Here is a 21,552-nt window from a genome sequence, read left to right on the forward strand (position 1 = left end):
CGTTGACGGCCCCCTGAGGCGGTCCTAGCGTGGAATCGACATCTTGGAGGCACAGTGAACAGCAGCGGTGAGGCGAGCGTCGAGGCCGGCGCAGCGCCGACCGGCGCCCAAGGGCTTCTCTTCGGTGAGGACCTCACGGAGCAGGACGGCGGCACCGGCTACCGCGGCACGACGGCCTGCCGGGTGGCGGGCATCACGTACCGGCAGCTCGACTACTGGGCGCGTACCGCCCTGGTCGAACCGTCGATCCGGTCGGCGAGCGGCTCCGGCACGCACCGGCTCTACAGCTTCCGGGACATCCTGGTCCTCAAGGTCGTCAAGCGGCTGCTCGACACCGGGGTGTCACTGCAGCAGATCCGCAGCGCGGTGACGCACCTGCGCGAGCGAGGAGTCGACGACCTGGCGCAGATCACGCTGATGAGCGACGGGGCTTCGGTCTACGAGTGCACGTCACCGGACGAGGTTGTCGACCTCGTCCAAGGAGGCCAGGGCGTCTTCGGCATCGCCGTGGGGCGGGTGTGGCGCGAGATCGAGGGAACGCTGTCCCAGATGCCGACCGAGTCGCTCGATGACGACGAGCACGACCGGCCGCACGGCGACGACGAGCTCGCAGCCCGCCGTCGGGCACGTCACGTGGGCTGAGCGCGACTCAGAGCAGCGGTTCGAGGGGCTCGAGGACCCGTTCGGCGATCTTGGTGAGGGCCGAGCGTTCGCGCCACTGCTCGTACGTCAGCTCGCGGGCGTTGGACTCGTCCATCCGGAAGACCTCCTCCAGGCGGCTCGCCAACCCAGGGTCGACGATCTCGAGGTTGATCTCGTAGTTGCCGGTCAGGCTCAGCCGATCGATGTTCGCGGTACCGACCGTGGACCAGCGGCCGTCGATGGTCGCGGTCTTGGCGTGCACCATGGCGCCCTCGTACAGCATGATGCGTACCCCGCCGCGCAGGAGCTTGGTGTACCGGCCGCGAGCGAGCCAGTCCGCCAGGGAGTGGTTCGAGCGCTCGGGCACCAGCACCCGGACGTCCACTCCGCGCGCCGCCGCGGCCAGCAGCGCGTCGAGGATGTCGCGGTCGGGGATGAAGTAGGCCTGGGTGATGTAGACGTGGCTCGTGGCGCGGTCGATCGCGTCCAGGTAGAGGCCGCGGATCGGGAAGACGAGGTCGCTGGGCGCGTTGCGGGCGGCCCGCAGGCTGGGCTGCCAGTGCTCGGCCCCCTTGTCCTGCAGCACGGGATGCCTGGGCTTGCGCCAGCGGTTCCAGAAGTCCACGAAGGCGTTCTGCAGCTCCCACGTGGCCCTGCCCTGCAGCCGCAGGTGCGTGTCCCGCCACTTGGTGGCGTACTCCTCGCCGATGTTGTACCCCCCGACGAAGGCGACCTCGCCGTCCACGACCAGGATCTTGCGGTGGTCCCGTCCCGAGCGGCGCACGTTGAGGGTCAGGAGGCCGGCCCGCAGGGCGGGGAAGCGCAGCACGTGGATCTGCGGGGGAAAGTGGAAGAAGGTCTGCGGGACCACCAGGTTGGCGAAACCGTCGTAGATGACGTAGACCTCGACGCCTCGCGCGGCGGCGGCCGAGACCGCCTGCTTGAACCGTTCGCCGGTGGCGTCGCCCTTCCAGATGTAGGTCTCGAGGAACACGGTGTGCTGCGCTGCCTCGATCGCCTCGATCATGGCGTCGAACAGGTCGGCTCCGTACGTGTACAGAGTGGCGATGTCGCCGTCGACGGTCGTCGAGGTCGGTGGCGCCGTGGGGAACTTGCTGTCCAGGGGATAGCGCTGGCCGCGGATCTTGTCGGCGACCATGACGGCGGCGCCGGCTGCGAGCGGCACGGCGGCAGCGAGCAGGGCTGCCCGTCCCGCGGACCTGCCGATGCGCCGCCAGTCGACCTGGATACGGACCGGGGACACGGGGGACTGCAGCGAGCTGGGCACGACCTCACGCTAGCGGCGACGACGCCGTAGCGCCTGGTGATTCGACGAATGCACCGGGTGAGACCTCTTGCAGCGCGGCGGCCAGCGGGTGGGTACGGATGGCGGCGGCGAGCTCACCGTCGATCCTGTCGAGGTAGGCACCCGTGGTGGCGATGGATGCGTGCCCGAGTAGTTCCGCGACGACCTTCACGTCCCACCCGTCGGCCACGAGCAGGGTCGCGGTGGTGTGGCGCAGCGCGTGCGGGGTGGCCGGTCGGCGGTAGACGTCAGGCATGCGGTCGACGGCGCGGGCGAGGAGCGCGCGGATCGCCTGGGTGTCGATCCGGCGACCCCGCCAGGACAGCAGCAGCGCGCGCTGGGCATCGGGGTCGTCGGGCCTTCTGGCGGCCAGGCGCGGGCGCAGAGCGGTCAGGTACTCCTCGAGCGCCTCTGCCAACGGTGGGCTCAGGGCGACGGTGCGGTGGGTTCCCCCCTTGCCGATGATCCGCCAGCGTGTCTCGGCGGGCTCACGGGTGAAGTCGGCGACGTCCGCGCGAGCGAGCTCGGAGACGCGTGGGCCGAGCACGAGCAGGAGGGCGACGACGAGGCGGTCTCGTGCCGACAGGACCTGGTCGCGGCGCCGGCTGGCGTGCCGTGCCGGCGCGGTGCCCGGATTCGCCGGGGCGGCCTGGACGGTGCTCAGCAGGGCGCCGGCGGCGGCGGCCGAGAGCGCGGTCCGTTCCACGCGGAGCCGGCCGCGGCTCTTCGCGGGCGGCGATGCCCACTGCATCGGGTCGGCCTGCACCCAGCACTGCCGGGCGGCGTGGCTGAAGAACCGTCGCACCGACTGGCGGAAGCGGTTGACCGTCGCCGTCGAGCGCCCGGGGCCAGGCTTGCGCTCCGGGTCCGCGTACCGGCCGTCCGGGTCGGCCTGGTACCGCACGAGCGCGTCGTCGAGGTCCTCGCCGGTGACGTCGTCCAAAATCCTGTCGGCACCGAGGAGGGTGACGAGCTCGGTGATGTCGCGGGCGTACGACCGCTCGGTCGTGGGGGAGAGGACGCCCCGTACGGCATCCACCCGGACCGCGGACAGATACCTCTCGGCAGCCCGTGCGACGGTGAGCCGCTCGAGTCGGGGTGGTGCGACCAACGGATTTCCCTCCTGTGACCTGCGGCATCGTCAGGTTCCAGCGTAGGGCGGACTACCGACACGAGCTGGGGCGGAGGTGGGCTGGCGTCCGTGGCGGTCACCACTGTGTTGCACTAAACACAATGGTTTGCGCGCTATGTCCGATTAGAGGCTACGCCACCTGTGATCGCACCGCCAGAGCAGGAGGCCGGACGTAGATGTCATCATGGGCGGAGAGCCTGGCACGGCTCCCGGACGAGGGTTGCCGTACCCGGAGTGCGACAAGACGGCATCGGGGAGTGAGCGCGATGTCGTGGACGATCTTGGTGATCTCGGGTGCGCTGGAGGCCGTGTGGGCCACGGCGCTGGGCCGTTCCGAGGGATTCTCGCGGCCTGGCCCGAGCGTCGTGTTCGCCGTGAGCCTGCTGGCGAGCATGGCGGGACTCGCGTACGCGTTGCGGGACCTGCCGGTGGGCACGGCGTACGCCGTCTGGGTGGGCATCGGTGCGTCACTGACGGCCGGCTACGCGATGATCACCGGAGCCGAGCCGATGACGGTCGTACGCATCGCGCTCATCCTGGGCATCGTCGGGTGCGTCGCGGGGTTGAAGCTGACGGCGCACTGACGTCGGCCTCGGTGAGGGGACCGGCGACCGCCGGACCGCGCCGGCTCAGCGTCGCCATAATGACATAATGTGCATTATCGGCGAGGCGGCTCGGAGTGCGTCCAGGGTCTTGCTCAGGCGAATCTTTCGAAGAATCCGCTGCGGAACAGTTCGTCAGGGTCGTGCCGGCGCTTCGCGGTGAAGAACTCATCCAGCACTGGCTGAGGTGCGGCACCACCGAGAGCCGCTCGCGACGCGCGTACGGCAGCGGCACTTCGTTCTCGTGCACCACGTGGACCGTGGCACGCAGGAGGTCCGCGTCGTGCCCCGGCACGGTGGCCACCGCCGTGAGGAAGTCCCCGAGCCGCTCTGGCGGCACGAAGTACTCCTGCAGGACGTCGGTCTTTGGGCAGCTTTGTGGTTCAGCGGCGCGAGCCCCTTGGACATCGCCTGCGCGTGCGTGCCACGAAGCAAGCTGTTGAGGGCGAATCGCCCGGGTCGCGAGTGCCGGGCGTCCTCCAGCGCCGGGATCGGCTGCTCGCCCCGCTCCCCCGGCTCTGGCTCGGAGTACGTGTAGAGGATCGCTTCCTCGAGGTACGACGACGGCGCTGTCGACAGATGTGCGTACATCATCCGGGCCTGCGGATCCGGGACGATCTCGTCTGATCCCCGCCGGAAGTCGACGCCGTGCGCGTTCACCGACACCGTCCCGCCCACGCTTAGGACGTCGATGCTCGGCATCGAAGCCACGGCCCGGTCATGCTCGTGCAAGGTCTTGAGCACGCTGCGCCACGTCGCGCCGGCACCCACGCGCACCGTGCCGGTGTGTGCATCGAGCCGCACGTGGTCGATTGCTCGCATGTCGAGGACCAGTCCGCCGAGGAACGACGCCTCACCGCCCATCGCGTGCCGCGTCCCCGAGGCGGACATCGCCAGATCCTTGCGCGCTCCCGGCGTCGAAGGCGACAGTGCGGGTCGCGAAAGTGCACTCGCGGGCACCTGCAGGCGCGGGCGAGTGCCCGTCCTACGCGACGAACGTGAGAGTGAGCGTGGCGACGAGGATGCCGCCGACCGCCTAGGAACGGCCAACTGAGGCGATTCCTGATCTGGGCAGGCTCGCGTGCAGCGCTTGCCCTGAGTAACTGATCAAGTCCTGACGCTCTTGACGCAATCTGGATGCGAATCGGTCGTCCGTCCTGACGTTTCCCTGAGTGCGTTCCTCGAGGCTCTGAATAGACCCGGAACTCGACACACGGAGCCCACGATGAAGACTCGTCAGCTGCTCGTCATCCCCGACAACAGCACCGACGCCACCGTCGAGGTGACTGTTCTCATCCCGGCCCACAACGAGGAAAAGTCCATCGCGATGACTCTTGAGGCTGTGCTGTCTCAGGACAGGCCTGCAGATCGAGTAGTTGTCGTTGCAAACGGATGCGATGATCGCACTGCCGACATAGCCCGCTCGTTTCCGGTGACGGTGATGGAATTTCCCCGTCTCGCGCACCGGAAAGCAGAAGCGCTGAACATTGCGTGGGCAGAGTACGCCAAGTACTCCGACGTAGTTGTCTGTCTAGACGCCGACACTGTGCTTCCACCGAACGCTCTTCGCGACTGGGAGATTGAGCTCACCTCAGACGTCACCCTCGGCGGGTCGTCTTCGAAGTTCACGATGCAGCAGCCTGGCATCTTGTCTCGGCTCCAGAAGGCAGAGTTCGCAACGTGGACTGACACAGCGCTTCGAAAGGGCTGGACCTCTGTCTTGGCCGGAACGGGATGCGCGATCTCCGGTGCTGCACTGCGCGTCATAGCAGCCCGTGACGATCGTCAAGGGCCGTGGTCGTACGAGTCAGCCACCGAGGATTTCGAGTTGACATATCGTATCCGCGAGTCTGGGTGGAAGTGCCACGTGTCGACTACGGTTCGTGCCTACACCGACTCTATGTCAACTATTCGTGCCCTTTGGGGTCAGAGGATGAAGTGGCAGACCGGTACGGTAGAGGATCTGCTCACTTTCGGCCTCAACCGACTCACCTGGCGCGATTGGGGCCAGCAAGCTCTCGGGCTGCTGAACGGCGTTATGCGCCTTCTTTGGATCTTCGTGCTCGTCGGAGCTATTTCGATGGGCATGACGATCGCGTGGTTCTGGTGGTGCTTTCCTCTGCTGTTCGTATGGCTAGAGGTCTACCGGTCCATGCGTATCCCGCACAGGGATCGCAAGGACATGCTTCTTGCCGCCTCGTTCTTTCCAGCGGAGCTGTTTACACTGCTTCGTTTGGCATGGTTCTGGGCATCATGGGCATCTGTCGTCCACGGCAAGATGACACACAAGAAGATCGATCGATGGGCGGCTCAGTACGCCGCAGAAGGAGCCTGATAGACATGTACGGTCAGATTAGCGCAACCTCCGGCACCGCTGGTGCAACACTCGCCGCAACCGGGCTGCAGACTGGCGGGTGGGTTCTGCTCGCATTCGGACTGATGACCGTGGGCGTAGCACTGGTGACGTTCGCTCGCATGATCAAGGCTCGCAAGGGGGCGCGGCCCTGAGCACTGTACGTCCGACGTGGAGCTGGGGTCTACGGACCCTCGACCTACGGTCCGCTCCCCCCCGCTGCCCGGGCATCTCAGATGCCCGGGCAGCACGACGTTCCGGGGCCTCCAGCCCCTGCGTCCGGTGGGCTGAGCGCATCTGCGCGGCCCAGCGCGTGAGATGGTCGCGCTCGCCGAGGTTCGTCACGCGACGAGCTGCCTCGGCGTACAGCCGGGCCGCCAGGATCCGGTCGCCGTCACGCTCGTGACGTTGGGCAGCCGCTGCGGTGCGGCGCGGGACGGCGGGCCAGCGGATCTCGGTGACGCCGTCCTCGATGTGCGACGTGTCGTCGGGGGTGCAGCCGTGCTTGCGGTAGAAGGCCTGGGCACGGAGTTGGGCTCCGCGACCCAGAGCACGGCCCGCTCGGCGGGTCGACGAGGGCGCGCAGCAGTTAGCTGCCGACACCGGACCCGTACTGCGCGGCCTCCACGTACAGCACGTGGAGCTGGGTCGTGCCCGGCGCGACATCATCCGCCGACGGTCCGGACAGCGCGATGCCGATGATCTGCCCGTCGATCTCGGCCACCGCCGAACGGCGGTCTGTGTAGCGCACGTCGGTCAGGACGGTGTGCCACATCGGTTCCCGCGCAGCCACGAATCCGGGGTCGTCCAGCACCTTGTCAGCCATGAGGCCGCGGTGGGCCTGCTGCCACCCGCGCACGTGCACACGCGCCATGGCCGGCACGTCGTCCGCGAGCGCCGCCCCGGGCGTGGTGCCCGGCGTCGACGAGCCGGTCTCGAGCATGCCGAGAAGATGGGCGACGTCGGCCACAGGCAGGCAGGTGGTGGGGCTCGTCGGAGACGTGGGTGACGTCGGTCAGGGCGGAGCCGAGGTGGCGGATCATCTTGGCCCGCTGGGCCTCTCCCGGCGCCACGGCGGGGTCGGCGACGCCGCGCAGCCACTCGGCGGACGTCCGACATACCCGGGCCGGTGGCGGGCCGCGGGACTCAGCCCCCCACGTACTGCGCCAGGTGTTCCCCCGTTAGCGTGGACCGAGTGGCCACGAGCTCGGCGGGCGTGCCCTCGAAGACGACGGTGCCGCCGTCGTGCCCGGCGCCGGGGCCGATGTCGATGATCCGGTCGGCGTGCGCCATGACGGCCTGGTGGTGCTCGATGACGACGACGGACTTGCCGGAGTCCACGAGCCGGTCGAGCAGACCGAGGAGGTTCTCGACGTCGGCCAGGTGCAGGCCGGTCGTGGGCTCGTCGAGGATGTACACCCCGCCCCGCTCCCCCATGTGCATGGCGAGCTTGAGGCGTTGGCGTTCTCCGCCCGACAGCGTGTTCAGCGGCTGGCCGAGGTGGATGTAGCCGAGCCCGACGTCCTGCAGGTGGGCGAGCGTCTTCGCGACGGCGGGGATCTTGGCCTCGCCGTCCGAGAAGAACTCGTGGGCCTGCGCGACGGACAGGTCGAGCACCTCGGCGATGTTCTTGCCGCCGAGGGTGTAGTCGAGCACCTCGGCCATGAACCGCTTGCCGCCGCAGTCCTCGCAGGGCGTCTCGACCGTCTCCATGAAGCCGAGCTCGGTGTAGATGCGCCCGTTGCCCTTGCAGGTGGGGCAGGCGCCCTCGGAGTTCGCGCTGAACAGCGCGGGCTTGACGCCGTTGGCCTTCGCGAAGGCTTTGCGCACCGGCTCGAGCAGTCCGGTGTAGGTGGCGGGGTTGGAGCGTCGGGAGCCCTTGATGGCGCCCTGGTCGACGACGACGACGCCGTCGCGTCCGGCGAGGTTTCCGTGGATGAGCGAGCTCTTGCCGGAACCGGCGACGCCCGTGACGACGGTGAGCACGCCTGTGGGTACGTCGACGTCGACGTCACGCAGGTTGTTCTGCGACGCGCCGCGGATCTCCAGGGTGCCGTCGGGGGTGCGGACGGACTCCTTGACGGCCACCCGGAGGTCGAGGTGCTTGCCGGTGAGGGTGTCGCTGGCGCGCAGCCCGTCGACGGTGCCCTCGTAGCAGATGGTGCCGCCGTCGGTCCCGGCGCCGGGACCGAGGTCGACGATGTGGTCCGCGACGGCGATGGCCTCCGGCTTGTGCTCGACGACCAGCACGGTGTTGCCCTTGTCCCGCAGATCGATCAGCAGCTTGTTCATCCGAGCGATGTCGTGGGGGTGCAGGCCGATGGTGGGTTCGTCGAAGACGTAGGTGACGTCGGTCAGGGCGGAGCCGAGGTGCCGGATCATCTTGACGCGTTGCGCCTCTCCCCCGGACAACGTCCCGGCGGGCCGGTCGAGGGAGAGGTAGCCGAGCCCGATCTCGACGAACGCGTCGAACAGGTGCAGCAGGCTCCTGACGAGGGGCGCCACGCCGGGATCGGTGATGCCGCGTACCCATTCGGCGGCGTCGGTGATCTGCATCGCGCACACCTCGGCGATGCTGCGACCCTCGACCTTCGCCGACCGTGCAGAGTCGTTGAGCCGGGTGCCCTCGCACGCCGGGCAGGGCCCGAACACCGCCGCACGCTCGACGAACCGCCGCAGGTGCGGCTGGAGCGAGTCGGGATCCTTGGAGAACAGCGACTCGCGGAGCTTGGGGATGAGGCCTTGATAGGTCATGTTCATGCCCAGGGCCTTGATCTTGCCCTTGTCCCGGTACAGCAGGTCGTGGCGCTCGGCCTCGGTGTAGTCACGCACCGGCTTGTCGCCGTCGACGAACCCGGACTCGGAGAACCCCTTGACCATCCATCCGTCGGCCTTGTAGCCGGGAACGAGGATGGCACCGTCGTTGAGCGATCTCGACTCGTCGATGATCACGGACAGGTCGAGGGCGGAGACGGTCCCCCGGCCCTCGCACTCGGGGCACATGCCGCCCAGGTAGACCTGGTCGCGCACGACCTTCTTCTCGGTCGCGCCGCCGGCCTTGTCGGTGGCGAAGACGCCGCTCGCCTTGGACGTCGGGATGTTGAACGAGAACGCCGTGGGTGGGCCCACGTACGGGTCGCCGATCCGGCTGTACAGGTTGCGCAGCATGGCGTTGGCGTCGGTGACGGTGCCGACGGTGGACCGCACGTTGGCGCCCATGCGCTCCTGGTCCACGAGGATCGCCGTGGTGATGCCTTCGAGGTGGTCGACGTCCGGCCGGGGCAGGGAGGGCATGAACCCCTGCAGGAACGTCGAGTAGGTCTCGTCGATGAGCCGGCGGGACTCGGCGGCGACGGTCGCGAACACCAGCGAGCTCTTGCCCGAGCCCGACACACCGGTGAACACGGTGAGGCGACGCTTCGGGATGTCGACGTCGATGCCCCGCAGGTTGTTCTCGCGCGCGCCGCGGACACGGATCAGGTCGTGGGTGTCCGCGGCGTGCGGGTGGCTGTCGGCGGTGCGGGGGTCCATGGGTGGGGATCTCCTTCGTGGCGGCCGGGTCTCGTACGGCGTACCGGAACGAGCGCGGAGAAGATTAGCATACGGCGTACGAGAAAGGTGGGCCAGGTGGAGCATTCACCCCGCGCGGCCGGTGATCCGGGTGCCAGCCGTACTACCGTCGGGGTGGCGCTCACCCTGTCTGCTGGATGCGGACCATGTTGCCCGCCGGGTCACGGAAGGCGCAGTCGCGGGCACCCCAGTCCTGGTCGAGAGGTTCCTGGACGACGTCGGCGCCGGCGGCGGCCATCTGCTCGAAGGTCGCGTCGACGTCGGCCGCGGCGAGCACGATCGAGGCGTAGGTGCCCTTGGCCATCATCTCGGCGACGACGCGGCCCTCCTCCTCGGTGATGCCGGGGTCGGCCGTCGGGGGGTGCAGCACCACGGAGGTGGGTCCGCCGTCCGGCGGTCCGAGCGTGATCCAGCGCATGCCGTCGTAGCCGACGTCGTTGAGGACCTCGAAGCCGAGCAGGTCGCGGTAGAACGCGAGGGACTCCTCGGGGTCGGTGTGCGGGAGGAAGGTGTGTCGGATGCTGAGGCTCATACCGGTCACGCTAGACAGGTCCGGACGGCAGCGCTTCTCGATTCCTGATCGGTCGGGTGATGCGCTTGACGATGCACGGTGGCATGCCTGCGGTGGGTTCGGCGCCGTCGCGGCGGTAGGTGCTCGGCGAGACGCCGACCAGCTCGGTGAAGCGCGTGGAGAACGTCCCGAGCGAGGAGCAGCCGACGGCGAAGCACGCCTCGGTCACGGTCAGGTCGCCGCGGCGCAGCAGCGTCATCGCCCGCTCGATGCGCCGTGTCATCAGGTAGCTGTACGGCGGTTCACCGTAGGCGGCGCGGAACTGCCGGCTCAGGTGCCCTGCGGACATGCCGACGGCGGCCGCGAGCGCCGGCACGTCAAGCGGCTGGGCGTAGTCGCGGTCGATGCGGTCGCGCACGTGGCGCAGCAGTGCGAGGTCTCGCAGTCGCTGTTCGGTGGCGGTGCGGGTGCTCACGGTTCGATGGTGCCACGGCGGGCCGGACGTGGTGCGGCCGGACCTGCAGGGGTGCAGGTCCGGCCGGGTGCGCTCCGTGAGGGGAAGGTCGGAGCGCGGTGCGCGCACGTCGTCAGGCGCGCATGTCCATCACGACGCGGCCGTCGATGCGGCCGGCGAGCATCTCGTCGAAGATGTCGTTGATCTCCTCCAGGGGTCGCAGGGTGTAGGTGGGTTCGACGAGGCCGCGGGCGAAGAAGTCGATCGCCTCGGCCAGGTCCTTGCGGGTGCCGACGATCGAGCCGCGCACGGTCAGTCCGAGCAGCACGGTGGAGAAGATGTCGAGCCCGAACTGCTCGGGGGGCAGGCCGACGAGGGCGACGGTGCCGCCGCGGCGCAGCCCGCCGACGGCCTGGGGGAAGGCGTGGGCGTTGACGGCGGTGACGAGTGCGCCGTGCGCTCCCCCGCCGGTGGCCTCGTGGATGCGTGCGACGACGTCGGGTTCGGTGGCGGCGTTGAGGGCGACCTCGGCGCCGTGGTCGAGGGCGAGGGCGGACTTGTCGTCAGAGACGTCGACGGCGATGACGCGCATGCCCATGGCGCGGGCGTACTGCACGGCGAGGTGGCCCAGTCCGCCGATGCCGGAGACGAGGACCCACTGTCCGGGCTTGACCTCGGACTCCTTGAGTCCCTTGTAGACGGTGACGCCGGCGCACAGGATGGGTGCGGCGGCGGCGAGGTCGACGCCTGCGGGGATGATCGGGGCGTAGGTGGCGTCGACGAGCATGTACTGGCCGAAGGAGCCGTCGACGCTGTAGCCGCCGTTGGTCTGGTCCGGGCAGAGTGTCTCGCGGCCGGTCTGGCAGTACTCGCACTCGCCGCAGGCGTTCCAGAGCCAGGCGTTGCCGACGGTGTCGCCGACGGCGAGGCGGGTGACGCCGTCGCCCACGGCCACGACCTCGCCGACGCCTTCGTGGCCGGGGATGAACGGTGGGGTGGGCTTGACGGGCCAGTCGCCGTGCGCGGCGTGCAGGTCGGTGTGGCACACACCGGTGTAGAGCACCTTGACGAGGGCCTGGCCGGGGCCGGGCTCCGGTATGTCGACCTCGTCGATGCGCAGTGGGGCGCGGAACTCGGTGACGACCGCTGCTTGCATGCTCACGATGACCTCCTGGGGCCTGCCCGGCGGTGGGGTTCGCCTGGTCGGCGGTCCGTCTCCGGCGGTGTCTTCATTCTAGGCCGTGTGGTCTGACCACACATCTCGCACGGGTGTGACGTCGCCGACACCACGCGTGCTCAGTCGGCGGGCACCGCGGCGTCGATGCGGTCGCGCAGGTGGGCGGCCAGACGCACCGAGGCCTCGATCTCCGCGCGGCGGATGGAGACCGACTCGACGTTGAACCCGTAGGGGATCTCGTGGCGGGTGCAGAACTGCGCCAGGTCCTCAGCGATGGCCACGCACTGGTCGTAGGAGGTGGCCAGCGGGTCGCCCGCGTGGCGCAGGTCGTTGCGCATCCACCGTGGCACGTGCACGCCGAGCCACTCGAGGAACTCCAGGGTCTTGCGCGAGCCGCACACCGAGAGCGTGAAGATCACCGGGGCGGGCTCCTCGTCACGGTCACGGCAGGCGTAGTGGTAGTCCGAGACCATGGACTTGGCGGCCCCGACATCGTAGACGACCTGGGTGACGAAGAACCCGACGCCGGACGCCTGCTTGCGGCGCATCCGTCGGTGCTCGTCGCCGCGGGACTCGTGCCGCTCGGGGATCGCTACTCCCCCGAGCGGCAGGTCCGGTGCCTGCTCGCGGCACAACCGCTGGGCTTCGGGCAGGGTGGTGCGCACGGCGCTGTCGCTCGAGGACGCACCGACCAGCACCGTGCTCACCCGGCGTGGGTCCTGTGCCGTGGCCCAGTCGGACAGCTCGGCGGCGCTGTACTTGCCCGCACTGCGGTAGACGACCACCGGGCCGTCCCAGCCGGTCAGGTACCGGGCCCGGAACTCGGCCGGGTCCAGCGTCGGCAGGTACGGGAAAGGTCGGTCGTCGGGATTGCGGTCGGTCTCGTCGTCGATGTCGTACAGCACGAGGCCGTCCAGGCCGAGCCCGGCCAGGCGCTCGCAGGTGCGGTCGGCGATGCGCTGGGCGTCGTCGGGGGTGGTGGTGCGTCGTGGCGGGGTGATCGCGAACAGCAGCAGCGGGCGCGGTGGTGGTCCGGGGGGTGCCATCTGGTCTCCGTCCTGGGTCCGGGTCAGTCCCGCTCGACGAGCGTGACGGTGACGTCCGAGCCGGTGAGGGTGAGGGTGTCGCCGTCGAGGGCGAGCGTCGGTGCGGAGCCCAGGAGCTCACTGAACCAGTCGTCCTGCTCCATGAGCTCTTCGGAGCAGGCCATCATGGTCGACTGCAGCTCCCCGGTCAGTCGCAGGGTGCCGTCGTCCCACGTCGCCGGGGCCGACATGCTGTTGCAGCCCGGCTGGGCGCCCACGGAGTCGTCGGTGAACGCCACCACGATCTGGGACCCTTCGACGATGTCACGGCCGGTGACCGAGGTGGCGGTGAACGACCGCCCGGCGACGCCGGCCGGACCGGCGCACGCCGCGAGTGTCGCGACGGCGAGCAGGAGGACGACGGCGTGACGCGCGGTGCACAGGGGTCTCATCCGCCCCAGGCTAGTGCGCGGCCCGTGCCGGTACCCGGCGGCGCGGGCCGCGTGCCGCCCGATCGCCAGCCTGCGCCAGGGAGGCGTGTGCGGCATGCTCGGGTCATGGTGCGACATGTCGCGGTGCTGTCCGACGTCCACGGCGTCCTGCCGGTGCTCGAGGCGGTGCTGGCCGAGCCCGAGGTTGTGAGCGCCGACCTGGTGGTCGTCACGGGTGACCACGCTGCAGGGCCCCAGCCCGTCGAGGTCCTCGAGCGGCTGACGGCTCTCGGCGACCGGGTGATCATGGTGCGCGGCAACGCCGACCGCGAGCTCGTCGCCCTGGCGGGCGGTCACGACGTCGACGTCCCCGACGAGATCTCGCGCTGGGCGGCCGCGCAGCTCGGTCCCCGGCACGTCGCGCTCCTGGACGCTCTCCCCCACCCCGCCACGGTGGAGGTCGACGGCTTCGGGCCGGTGGTGTTCTGCCACGGTACGCCGCGCGACGACGAGGAGGTCGTGCTGGTCGACACGCGCCTCGAGCGGTGGGCCGAGGCGTTCGCCGGCCTGGCGGACGAGGTGCAGACCGTCGTGTGCGGCCACACGCACATGCCGTTCGTGCGGCTCGTGGACCGGCGCCTGGTCGTCAACCCCGGCAGCGTCGGGATGCCGTACGGCCGGCCGGGCGGCAGCTGGGCGCTGCTGCGCGAGGGGCAGGTCAGCCTGCGGCACACCGACGTCGACGTCGACGCCGCGGTCGAGGCCGTCGTCGCCGGGTCGACCTACCCCGACGCCCGGAAGTTCGCGGACTACTTCGTGCGCTCGCGCGCGTCCGACGCCGAGGCGCTGACGGTCTTCGCGCCGCGGGACGGTCGCACGGGCTGAAGCCGGCGAAGGGTCATCCCCTCAGCTCGACGCCACCGCCTTGACGGCCTCGGCCACAGCCTCGGCGACGCGATGGTCGAACACGCCGGGGATGATGAACGCGCTGTTGAGCTCCTCAGGGTGCACGACCTCGGCGATCGCCACCGCCGCGACGCGCAGCATCTCGGTCGTGATGTCGGTGGCCCCGGCGTCGAGCAGCCCGCGGAACAGGCCGGGGAACGCGAGGACGTTGTTGATCTGGTTCGGGTAGTCGCTGCGGCCGGTCGCCACGACGGCGGCGGTCTCGGCGGCCTCGATGGGGTCGACCTCGGGTGTGGGGTTGGCCAGGGCGAACACGATCGCGCCGTCGGCCATCCGGGCGACGTCGGCGCCGGACAGGATGTTGCCCGCGGAGACCCCGATGAACACGTCGGCGTCGACGAGGCCCTCGCGCAGCGTGCCGGAGAAGCCGTCGGCGTTGGTGTTGTCGGCGATCCAGTCGCGGTGGGGGTCGCCGGTGCGCTCGCCGGCGTGCAGCGCACCACCGCGGCCGAACGCGACGACGTGCTGCGCGCCCTGCGCCTTGAGCAGACGGATGATCGCGTTGCCCGCGGCGCCGACGCCGGAGACGACGATGCGCACCTCCCCCAGGTCCTTGTCCACCACCTTGAGCGCGTTGACGAGCGCGGCGAGCACGACGATGGCCGTGCCGTGCTGGTCGTCGTGGAAGACCGGGATATCGAGCTCGGCGCGCAGCCGCGCCTCGATCTCGAAGCAGCGCGGGGCCGAGATGTCCTCCAGGTTCACTCCCCCGTACACCGGCGCGATGGCCTTGACGATGGAGATGATCTCCTCGGTGTCGGTCGTGTCGAGGCACACGGGCCAGGCGTCTACTCCTCCGAACTCCTTGAACAGGGCGGCCTTGCCCTCCATGACGGGCAGCGCAGCGGCCGGGCCGATGTCGCCCAGGCCGAGCACGGCGGTCCCGTCGGTGACGACAGCGACCGTGTTGCGCTTGATGGTCAGGCGCCGGGCGTCCTCGGGGCGCTCGGCGATCGCGAGGCACACACGTGCCACACCCGGGGTGTACGCGCGGGACAGGTCGCGGCGCGTCTTGAGCGGGGTCTTGGCGTGGACCTCGATCTTGCCGCCGAGATGCAGCAGGAACGTCGAGTCGCTCCACTTGACGACGTGCACGCCGTCGAGTGCCTCGAGAGCAGCGACGACGCGTTCGCCGTGCTCGGTGTCGACCGTGTCGCAGGTGACGTCCACGAACAGGCCCTGCGGCGTGGAGTGCGCGATGTCGACGCCGACGACCGCGGCGCCGGCATCGGCCACGGCGCTGACGACGGTACTGGTGGCGCGCTGCGTGGCGGGCACCTGCACGCGCAGGGTGATGGTGTAGCTCGGGCTGGGAATGACCACGGTGTCTTCCTTCGGGACGGCGACGCTGCCAGCGCCAACGTACCCGATCGGCGGCGGTGCGGGCTCAGGTGGTGGCTCGTGCGAGCCGCAGCGCCCCGGCCCCGCCGAGGACGAGGACGAGGGCCCCGGTGGGCAGAGCGAACGGGCCGTGCAGCCCGGTCTCCGCGACGGTGAGCCACAGCAGGCCGGTGACCGCGGCCGCGTACGCGCCGACGACCGGACCCGCCTGGGCGAGGAACACGGTCACCGTGGGCAGGACGCGCCCGGTGCGCCGGCCCTCTGCCGTGCCGCCCCGGTAGCGGCGGGCCGAGGCACCGGTCTCGATCCTGGCGAACACCGCGACGAGCACCGCCAGGACCGTCGCGAGCGTCACGAGCCATGGCAGGCGTCCGAGCCACCACGCGCCGGAACTCGGGTCGCTCGGCGGCAGGATCCCCAGCGCGTCCAGCGCGAGGGCACCGACGAGCGCGGCGACCAGGTGCCACAGGTAGAGGGTCAGGACGACGGTGTTGACGGCCACCACGACGGTCCAGGGGCGGGGTCGGGTGAGCCATCGTCCGGCGGGCCGGGCCACCAGCGCGACGACCCCGAGCTGGGTGGCGGCGAGGGTGAGCAGCGCGAGGGTGGGGGGCGCCGGGTTCTGGACCGCGGCACCGGGCACGCTCACCATGCTGACCGGGTAGGGTCCGGGGCCGGTGAGCAGCACGAGGGCACCGAGGCCGAGGACGACCAGCACAACGGCGTGCCGGGGCCGCAGCCGCAGGGTGCCGTCGTGCCAGGCGTACCCGGTCTGGTGGATGGCGAGCCAGCCCAGGGCGAAGCTGGCCGCCGCGGTGAGCTCCTGGCCGGTGGTCAGGCGCAGCACGTCGCCGACCGCGACGCCGGCGACCATGGCTGCCGGTACGGCGAGGCCGTAGCGTTCGTGCAGCCGGTAGGTCAGGGGTGTCAGTGCGGTGACACCGAGGTAGACGACGAGGAACCACAGCGGCAGGGTGACCAGCGCGACGGCCTGCGCGACGACGTCGGGCTCGGCGCCGGCCTGCCGGGCGAGCGCCGCGCCGGCGGCCACGACGAGCAGGAACGCGGTGAGCGGCGGGAACAGCCGGGCGCTGCGCTCGAGCAACCAACCGGTGGCCGGGCCGCCACGGTCGCGGTGGCGCGTCCACGAGATGGCGCTGGCAGCGCCGCCCACGAGGAAGAACACCGGCATCACCTGGAAGAGCCAGGTCAGGGCGTGCGCCCACGCGAGCGCGGGAAGCGCCGTGAAGCCCACCAGGTGCCCGTCGCTCGTGCGCTGGACGGTCATGACGAGCCAGTGCCCGACGACGACGGCACCGATGGCGGCGGCGCGCAGCAGGTCGAGGTCCCGCCGCCGCGAGCGCGGTGTTCGTGCTGCCAGGTCGTGGATCGATGGCACGGTGTGTCGTGTCACCTCCGTCGCGAGCGGCTAGATGGTGGCGTCCTCGCCGGCGAGCACGGCCGCCCGGCCGGCCTCGAGGCGCGCGACCGGGACCCGGAAGGGTGAGCAGGAGACGTCGTCGAGGCCCACCTGGTGGAAGAAGCGGATCGACTCCGGGTCTCCCCCGTGCTCGCCGCACACCCCGCAGTGCAGGTCGGGGCGTGTCGACCGGCCGCGCTCGACACCGGTGCGCACGAGCGCCCCGACGCCGTCGGCGTCGAGGGTCTCGAACGGCGAGATCGTCAGCACCCCGTTGCTGAGGTAGGTGGTGAAGAACGCGCCCTCGACGTCGTCGCGGGAGAACCCCCAGGTGGTCTGCGTCAGGTCGTTGGTGCCGAACGAGAAGAAGTCGGCCTGGGTCGCGATGCGCTGGGCGGTGAGCGCGGCACGCGGCAGCTCGATCATGCAGCCGATCGGGATGTCCAGCGGGACGTCGCCGGCCTGGGCGACCTCGGCGAGCACGGCCTCGGTCTCGGTGCGCACGAGCTGCATCTCGCGCACCGAGCCGACGAGCGGGACCATGATCTCCGGGCGGGGGTCGCGCCCGGCCCGCCGCAGCTCGACCGTCGCCTCGGCGATCGCGCGCACCTGCAGCGCGAACAGCCCCGGGGTGGTCAGCCCGAGCCGGACGCCGCGCAGCCCGAGCATGGGGTTCTGCTCGTGCATGCGCTGCACGGCCGCCAGCAGGCGCGCGTCGTGCTCGTCGACCTGCCCGTTCTGCTCGGCGAGCGCCACGCGGACCGACAGCTCGGTGAGGTCGGGCAGGAACTCGTGCAGCGGCGGGTCGAGGAGCCGGATCGTGGTGGGCAGGCCGTCCATGGCCTCGAGCAGCGCGGTGAAGTCGGCGCGCTGCAGCGGCAGCAGCGCGGCGAGCGCGGCTTGCCGTTCGTCGTCGCTGTCGGCCAGGACGACGCGCTCGATATGGCGACGGCGCTCGCCGAGGAACTGGTGCTCGGTGCGGCACAGCCCGATGCCCTCGGCGCCGCGGGCCCGGGCACGGTGGGCGTCCTCGGCGGTGTCGGCGTTGGCGCGCACCCGCAGGCGACGCACCGAGTCGGCGTGGGCCAGCAGACGGTGCACGGCGTGCACGAGCTCGCGCACCTCACCGTCGGGTGCGGCGCGCAGGCCGGCGTCGAGCCCGTCGGAGACGTACCGCATGACCACCGAGTCGACGACGGGCATCTCGCCGCGGAACACCTCCCCGGTCGTGCCGTCGAGCGCGATCACGTCGCCCGGGCGCAGGACGGTGCCGTCGACGCGTACCTCGCCGTCCTCCTCGTCGACGTCGAGCGCTTCGGCCCCGACGACGGCGCACCTGCCCATGCCGCGCGCGACGACGGCGGCGTGCGACGTCTTGCCGCCGCGGGCGGTCAGGATGCCGACGGCGGCGATCATCCCGGCCAGGTCGTCCGGGTTGGTCTCGCGCCGCACGAGGACGACCTTGGCGCCCGCGGCGGTGCGCTGCAGCGCCTGGGCGTTGTCCATGACGATCTCGCCGACGGCCGCCCCGGGCGAGGCGCCCAGGCCACGGGTGAGCGGCACCGTGTCGTCGGTGCGGTCGAAGCGCGGGAACAGCAGCCGCCCGAGCTGCTCGCCCGTCACACGTCCGAGGGCCTCGTCGAGGGTGATCAGGTGCTCGTCGACGAGCTGTACCGCGACGCGGAAGGCTGCGGCCGCGGTGCGCTTGCCGACCCGGGTCTGCAGCAGCCACAGCCGGCCCCGCTCGATGGTGAACTCGATGTCGCACAGGTCGCGGTAGTGGGTCTCCAGGCGCCGCATCGCCGCCAGGAGCTCGTCGTAGGAGCGGCGGTCGCGCTCGCGCAGGTCGTCGAGGCTCAGGGTGTTGCGGATGCCGGCCACGACGTCCTCGCCCTGGGCGTTGGGCAGGTAGTCGCCGTACGCGCCCGCGTGCCCCGTGGACGGGTCGCGGGTGAACGCCACGCCGGTGCCGGAGTCCTCGCCCAGGTTGCCGAACACCATCGCCACGACGTTGACCGCGGTGCCGAGGTCGTCCGGGATGCGCTCACGGCGCCGGTACAGGCGCGCCCGCTCGGTGTCCCACGAGCCGAACACCGCCTCGATCGCCAGGTCGAGCTGCTCGCGCGGGTCCTGCGGGAAGTCGCGGCCGCACTGCTCGCGCACGATCCCGCGGTAGTCGTCCACGAGCGCGCGCAGGTCGCCGGCCGTCAGCTCGACGTCCCAGGTGACACCGGCGGCGGCCTTGCGGGCCTCGAGCGCCTCGTCGAACGCCCGGGCGTCGACGCCGAGCACCGTGGCGCCGAACATCTGCACCAGGCGTCGGTAGGAGTCCCAGGCAAACCGCTCGTCGCCTGACATCGCGGCCAGGCCCCGCACGGACGCGTCGGTGAGGCCCACGTTGAGGACCGTGTCCATCATCCCGGGCATGGAGAACTTCGCGCCCGAGCGTACCGAGACCAGCAGCGGGTCGTGCGGCGCGCCGAGCTGGCGCCCGAGCGCATCCTCGACCTCCCGCAGCGCCGTGGTGACCTCGACGCGCAGCCCGGGCGGCACGCGCCGCTGGTCCATGAAGGCGCGGCACGCCTCGGTGGTGATCGTGAACCCCGGCGGCACCGGCAGGCCGATACGGGTCATCTCGGCCAGGTTCGCGCCCTTGCCGCCCAGCAGGTCGCGCTGGTCCTTGCCGCCCTCGTCGAACCTGTACACGTACTTCGGCATCGTCGCCTCCGCTCTCACCGCGTCGCACACGCACCCCGATTCTTCACGCTAACCCCGCACCACGCCTTCCGGCGGTCGGTACGGTGACCAGTCATGATCTCGCCGCCCCCCTCGCTGGACACCCAGGGCCTCGCCGTCGACCTGGTGGCCGAGCCCTGGCGCTACCCCGGCCCGCCCGCGCCCGCGGCCGGGGTCCTGCACGGCGACCGTTTCGAACCCATGCCCCACGATGTCGCCCCGGTCGCGCTGGCCCCCCGGCTCGACGCCGCGCTACGGTCCGCGAGGGCCCCGCGCCTGGGCGGGCGGCACGCCGTCGTCGCGGTCGGGTCGAACGCCGCCCCCGGCGTGCTCGGTGCCAAGCTGCGCCGGGCCGGCGTGGACGCCGTCGCGCCGATGGTGCGCGGCCGCGTGGTGGACGTGGCGGTCGGGCACAGCGCGCACGTGAGTCGTGCGGGCTACGTCGCCGCCGCGCCGTACCGGGCGGCGGGAGCGCGCACGGACGTGGTGGTCGCCCTGCTGACCGACGCGCAGGTGGGCTGCCTGGACGCGACGGAGCCGAACTACGCGCGTCTTCCTGTCGTGGCGGAGCTCGACGTGCCGCACGACGTCGCCTCGTGCTCGCTGTACGTCTCGCGTCGCGGAGTGCTGGCCTCGCCCCGCGGCGGCGTCCTGCCGGTCGGGCCGCAGCGGCGGCTGTGGGCGCACCTGCGCGCCCGCGGCGCCCTGGCGGCAGGGCTGCCCGTCGACGAGCGCGCGCTGGCGGCGGCGCTCGCGGCCGATGCCCGCCGGCGAGCGCACGTGCGCTCGCGGCTGCTGAGACTCGACCTGGTCCGCGACGCCGGCCTGACGGGGGCCGGCTAGCGCCAGCCCAGGGCCGGTGCCACGTGCGTCACGACGTTCTCCATCACGTGCGCGTTGTACTCGACCCCGAGCTGGTTGGGCACCGTGAGCAGCAGGGTGTCGGCGGCGGCGACCGCCTCGTCGGCGGCCAGGTCCGCCACCACCTGGTCGACCTCACCGGCGTACGTCTTGCCGAACCGGGCGCGGCCGCCCTCGAGCATGCCGACCTGGTCGGTGGAGCCCGCCTCGGCGCCGAAGTAGGCGCGGTCACGGTCGTCGGTGATCGGGAAGATGCTGCGCGAGACCGACACCCGTGGCTCCCCGTCGTGCCCGGCGGCGGCCCAGGCGTCCCGGAAGCGCTGGATCTGCTCGGCCTGCAGCACGTGGAACGGCACCCCGGTGTCCTCGGTGAGCAGCGTCGAGCTCATGAGGTTCATCCCCTGGGACGCAGCCCACTCGGCCGTGGCGCGCGACCCGGCGCCCCACCAGATGCGCTCGCGCAGGCCGGGCGAGTGCGGCTCGAGGCGCAGCATCCCGGGCGGGTTGGGGAACATCGGTCGCGGGTTGGGTTCGGCGAACCCCTCACCGGCGAGCAGCTCGAGGAAGCGGGCGGTGTGCCGGCGCGCCATGTCGGCGTCCGACTCCCCCGGCGCCGGGTCGTGCCCGAAGTGCCGGAAGCCGTCGATCACCTGCTCGGGCGAACCCCGCGAGATGCCGAGCTGCAGGCGCCCGCCGGCGATGAGGTCCGCGGCGCCGGCGTCCTCGACCATGTACGCCGGGTTCTCGTAGCGCATGTCGATCACGGCGGTGCCGATCTCGATGCGGCGCGTGCGCGCCCCGACCGCGGCCAGCAGCGGGAACGGGCTGGCGAGCTGGCGGGCGAAGTGGTGCACCCGGAAGTAAGCACCGTCGGCGCCCAGCTCCTCGGCCGCCTCGGCCAGCTCGATCGACTGCGTCAGCACGTCCGCCGCGCTGCGCGCCGCCGAGGACGGATGGTCGGTCCAGTGACCGAAGGACAGGAACCCGATGCGCTTCACACCGGCGTCAACGCCCCGACGCTCGGT

General features: G+C 71.0%; 19 protein-coding genes and 1 riboswitch. Of the genes, 5 read left to right on the forward strand and 14 right to left on the reverse strand.

What is annotated here, in order from left to right; translation table 11 throughout:
* Positions 1-54: 54 nt before the first annotated feature.
* Positions 55-642 (forward strand): MerR family transcriptional regulator, encoded by a 588-nt coding sequence (locus tag PZC42_RS09165; protein ID WP_277210274.1) that lies wholly within the window; start codon positions 55-57, stop codon positions 640-642.
* Between the two features lie 7 nt (positions 643-649).
* On the opposite strand, the gene PZC42_RS09170 is transcribed toward PZC42_RS09165, so the two are convergent.
* Complete coding sequence (locus PZC42_RS09170; RefSeq protein WP_277210276.1) at positions 650-1,930, reverse strand: phospholipase D-like domain-containing protein; 1,281 nt, start codon at positions 1,928-1,930, stop codon at positions 650-652.
* A 4-nt stretch (positions 1,931-1,934) separates the two neighbouring features.
* Positions 1,935-3,059 carry a tyrosine-type recombinase/integrase gene (locus tag PZC42_RS09175; protein ID WP_277210278.1) on the reverse strand — a complete coding sequence of 375 codons (1,125 nt, stop codon included), beginning with the start codon at positions 3,057-3,059 and terminating at the stop codon, positions 1,935-1,937.
* 211 nt (positions 3,060-3,270) lie between these two features.
* Positions 3,271-3,334: riboswitch (guanidine-III (ykkC-III) riboswitch) on the forward strand.
* A 12-nt stretch (positions 3,335-3,346) separates the two neighbouring features.
* Here PZC42_RS09175 and PZC42_RS09180 point away from each other — a divergent pair.
* Positions 3,347-3,664, forward strand: coding sequence for a DMT family transporter (locus PZC42_RS09180; RefSeq protein WP_277210280.1), 318 nt, complete (start codon positions 3,347-3,349; stop codon positions 3,662-3,664).
* Between the two features lie 186 nt (positions 3,665-3,850).
* Here the strand turns inward: PZC42_RS09180 and PZC42_RS22635 are convergent, their stop codons facing one another.
* Positions 3,851-4,642, reverse strand: coding sequence for an FAD-binding protein (locus tag PZC42_RS22635; protein WP_368860267.1), 792 nt, complete (start codon positions 4,640-4,642; stop codon positions 3,851-3,853).
* 265 nt (positions 4,643-4,907) lie between these two features.
* Between PZC42_RS22635 and PZC42_RS09185 the strand changes: the two genes are divergently transcribed.
* Positions 4,908-6,017: a glycosyltransferase family 2 protein gene (locus tag PZC42_RS09185; RefSeq protein WP_277210282.1), complete on the forward strand. Its 1,110-nt coding sequence runs from the start codon at positions 4,908-4,910 to the stop codon at positions 6,015-6,017.
* A 607-nt stretch (positions 6,018-6,624) separates the two neighbouring features.
* Here PZC42_RS09185 and PZC42_RS09190 read toward each other — a convergent pair.
* From PZC42_RS09190 to PZC42_RS09220, 7 genes are all read right to left on the reverse strand, one after another.
* Entirely contained in the window at positions 6,625-6,978 is a 354-nt protein-coding gene (locus PZC42_RS09190) for a GNAT family N-acetyltransferase (protein ID WP_277210284.1), read from the reverse strand.
* Positions 6,979-7,181: 203 nt separating this feature from the next.
* Entirely contained in the window at positions 7,182-9,566 is a 2,385-nt protein-coding gene (locus PZC42_RS09195; protein ID WP_277210285.1) for an ATP-binding cassette domain-containing protein, read from the reverse strand.
* 160 nt (positions 9,567-9,726) lie between these two features.
* The gene (locus PZC42_RS09200; RefSeq protein ID WP_277210287.1) at positions 9,727-10,137 is read right to left on the reverse strand and encodes a VOC family protein; all 411 of its coding nucleotides are present in this window, start codon (positions 10,135-10,137) and stop codon (positions 9,727-9,729) included.
* 10 nt (positions 10,138-10,147) lie between these two features.
* Positions 10,148-10,591 carry a helix-turn-helix transcriptional regulator gene (locus tag PZC42_RS09205; protein ID WP_277210290.1) on the reverse strand — a complete coding sequence of 148 codons (444 nt, stop codon included), beginning with the start codon at positions 10,589-10,591 and terminating at the stop codon, positions 10,148-10,150.
* A 112-nt stretch (positions 10,592-10,703) separates the two neighbouring features.
* Positions 10,704-11,735, reverse strand: coding sequence for an alcohol dehydrogenase AdhP (gene adhP / locus PZC42_RS09210; protein WP_498041192.1), 1,032 nt, complete (start codon positions 11,733-11,735; stop codon positions 10,704-10,706).
* Positions 11,736-11,866: 131 nt separating this feature from the next.
* Positions 11,867-12,793 carry a methylenetetrahydrofolate reductase gene (locus PZC42_RS09215; RefSeq protein WP_277210292.1) on the reverse strand — a complete coding sequence of 309 codons (927 nt, stop codon included), beginning with the start codon at positions 12,791-12,793 and terminating at the stop codon, positions 11,867-11,869.
* Positions 12,794-12,816: 23 nt separating this feature from the next.
* Positions 12,817-13,224 (reverse strand): META domain-containing protein, encoded by a 408-nt coding sequence (locus PZC42_RS09220; protein WP_277210293.1) that lies wholly within the window; start codon positions 13,222-13,224, stop codon positions 12,817-12,819.
* A 105-nt stretch (positions 13,225-13,329) separates the two neighbouring features.
* On the opposite strand from PZC42_RS09220, the gene PZC42_RS09225 reads away from it, so the two are divergent.
* The gene (locus tag PZC42_RS09225) at positions 13,330-14,088 is read left to right on the forward strand and encodes a metallophosphoesterase family protein (protein WP_277210295.1); all 759 of its coding nucleotides are present in this window, start codon (positions 13,330-13,332) and stop codon (positions 14,086-14,088) included.
* A 21-nt stretch (positions 14,089-14,109) separates the two neighbouring features.
* Here PZC42_RS09225 and PZC42_RS09230 read toward each other — a convergent pair whose 3' ends face one another.
* The 3 genes from PZC42_RS09230 to ppdK form a co-directional block, all read right to left on the reverse strand.
* Positions 14,110-15,492, reverse strand: a complete 1,383-nt coding sequence (locus PZC42_RS09230; protein WP_277210297.1) for an NAD-dependent malic enzyme — start codon at positions 15,490-15,492, stop codon at positions 14,110-14,112.
* Between the two features lie 64 nt (positions 15,493-15,556).
* Complete coding sequence (locus PZC42_RS09235) at positions 15,557-16,909, reverse strand: acyltransferase family protein (protein ID WP_277210299.1); 1,353 nt, start codon at positions 16,907-16,909, stop codon at positions 15,557-15,559.
* A 30-nt stretch (positions 16,910-16,939) separates the two neighbouring features.
* Positions 16,940-19,648 (reverse strand): pyruvate, phosphate dikinase, encoded by a 2,709-nt coding sequence (gene ppdK, locus PZC42_RS09240; RefSeq protein ID WP_277210301.1) that lies wholly within the window; start codon positions 19,646-19,648, stop codon positions 16,940-16,942.
* A gap of 93 nt (positions 19,649-19,741) precedes the next feature.
* On the opposite strand from ppdK, the gene PZC42_RS09245 reads away from it, so the two are divergent.
* Positions 19,742-20,509, forward strand: coding sequence for a hypothetical protein (locus tag PZC42_RS09245; protein WP_277210303.1), 768 nt, complete (start codon positions 19,742-19,744; stop codon positions 20,507-20,509).
* Here the strand turns inward: PZC42_RS09245 and PZC42_RS09250 are convergent.
* Complete coding sequence (locus PZC42_RS09250; protein WP_277210305.1) at positions 20,506-21,525, reverse strand: LLM class flavin-dependent oxidoreductase; 1,020 nt, start codon at positions 21,523-21,525, stop codon at positions 20,506-20,508. The two genes, PZC42_RS09245 and PZC42_RS09250, sit on opposite strands and share 4 nt — an antisense overlap.
* Between the last annotated feature and the right edge of the window lie 27 nt (positions 21,526-21,552).

The organism is Isoptericola croceus, from assembly GCF_029382255.1.
GTDB lineage: Bacteria > Actinomycetota > Actinomycetes > Actinomycetales > Cellulomonadaceae > Isoptericola > Isoptericola croceus.

Coding starts and splice junctions, on each gene's coding strand:
- PZC42_RS09195 (WP_277210285.1), bottom strand. CDS start 9,566: ATGGACCCCCGCACCGCCGACAGCCACCCGCACGCCGCGGACACCCAC.
- PZC42_RS09180 (WP_277210280.1), top strand. CDS start 3,347: ATGTCGTGGACGATCTTGGTGATCTCGGGTGCGCTGGAGGCCGTGTGG.
- PZC42_RS09215 (WP_277210292.1), bottom strand. CDS start 12,793: ATGGCACCCCCCGGACCACCACCGCGCCCGCTGCTGCTGTTCGCGATC.
- PZC42_RS09190 (WP_277210284.1), bottom strand. CDS start 6,978: ATGCTCGAGACCGGCTCGTCGACGCCGGGCACCACGCCCGGGGCGGCG.
- PZC42_RS09225 (WP_277210295.1), top strand. CDS start 13,330: ATGGTGCGACATGTCGCGGTGCTGTCCGACGTCCACGGCGTCCTGCCG.
- PZC42_RS09200 (WP_277210287.1), bottom strand. CDS start 10,137: ATGAGCCTCAGCATCCGACACACCTTCCTCCCGCACACCGACCCCGAG.
- PZC42_RS09220 (WP_277210293.1), bottom strand. CDS start 13,224: ATGAGACCCCTGTGCACCGCGCGTCACGCCGTCGTCCTCCTGCTCGCC.
- ppdK (WP_277210301.1), bottom strand. CDS start 19,648: ATGCCGAAGTACGTGTACAGGTTCGACGAGGGCGGCAAGGACCAGCGC.
- PZC42_RS09185 (WP_277210282.1), top strand. CDS start 4,908: ATGAAGACTCGTCAGCTGCTCGTCATCCCCGACAACAGCACCGACGCC.
- PZC42_RS09245 (WP_277210303.1), top strand. CDS start 19,742: ATGATCTCGCCGCCCCCCTCGCTGGACACCCAGGGCCTCGCCGTCGAC.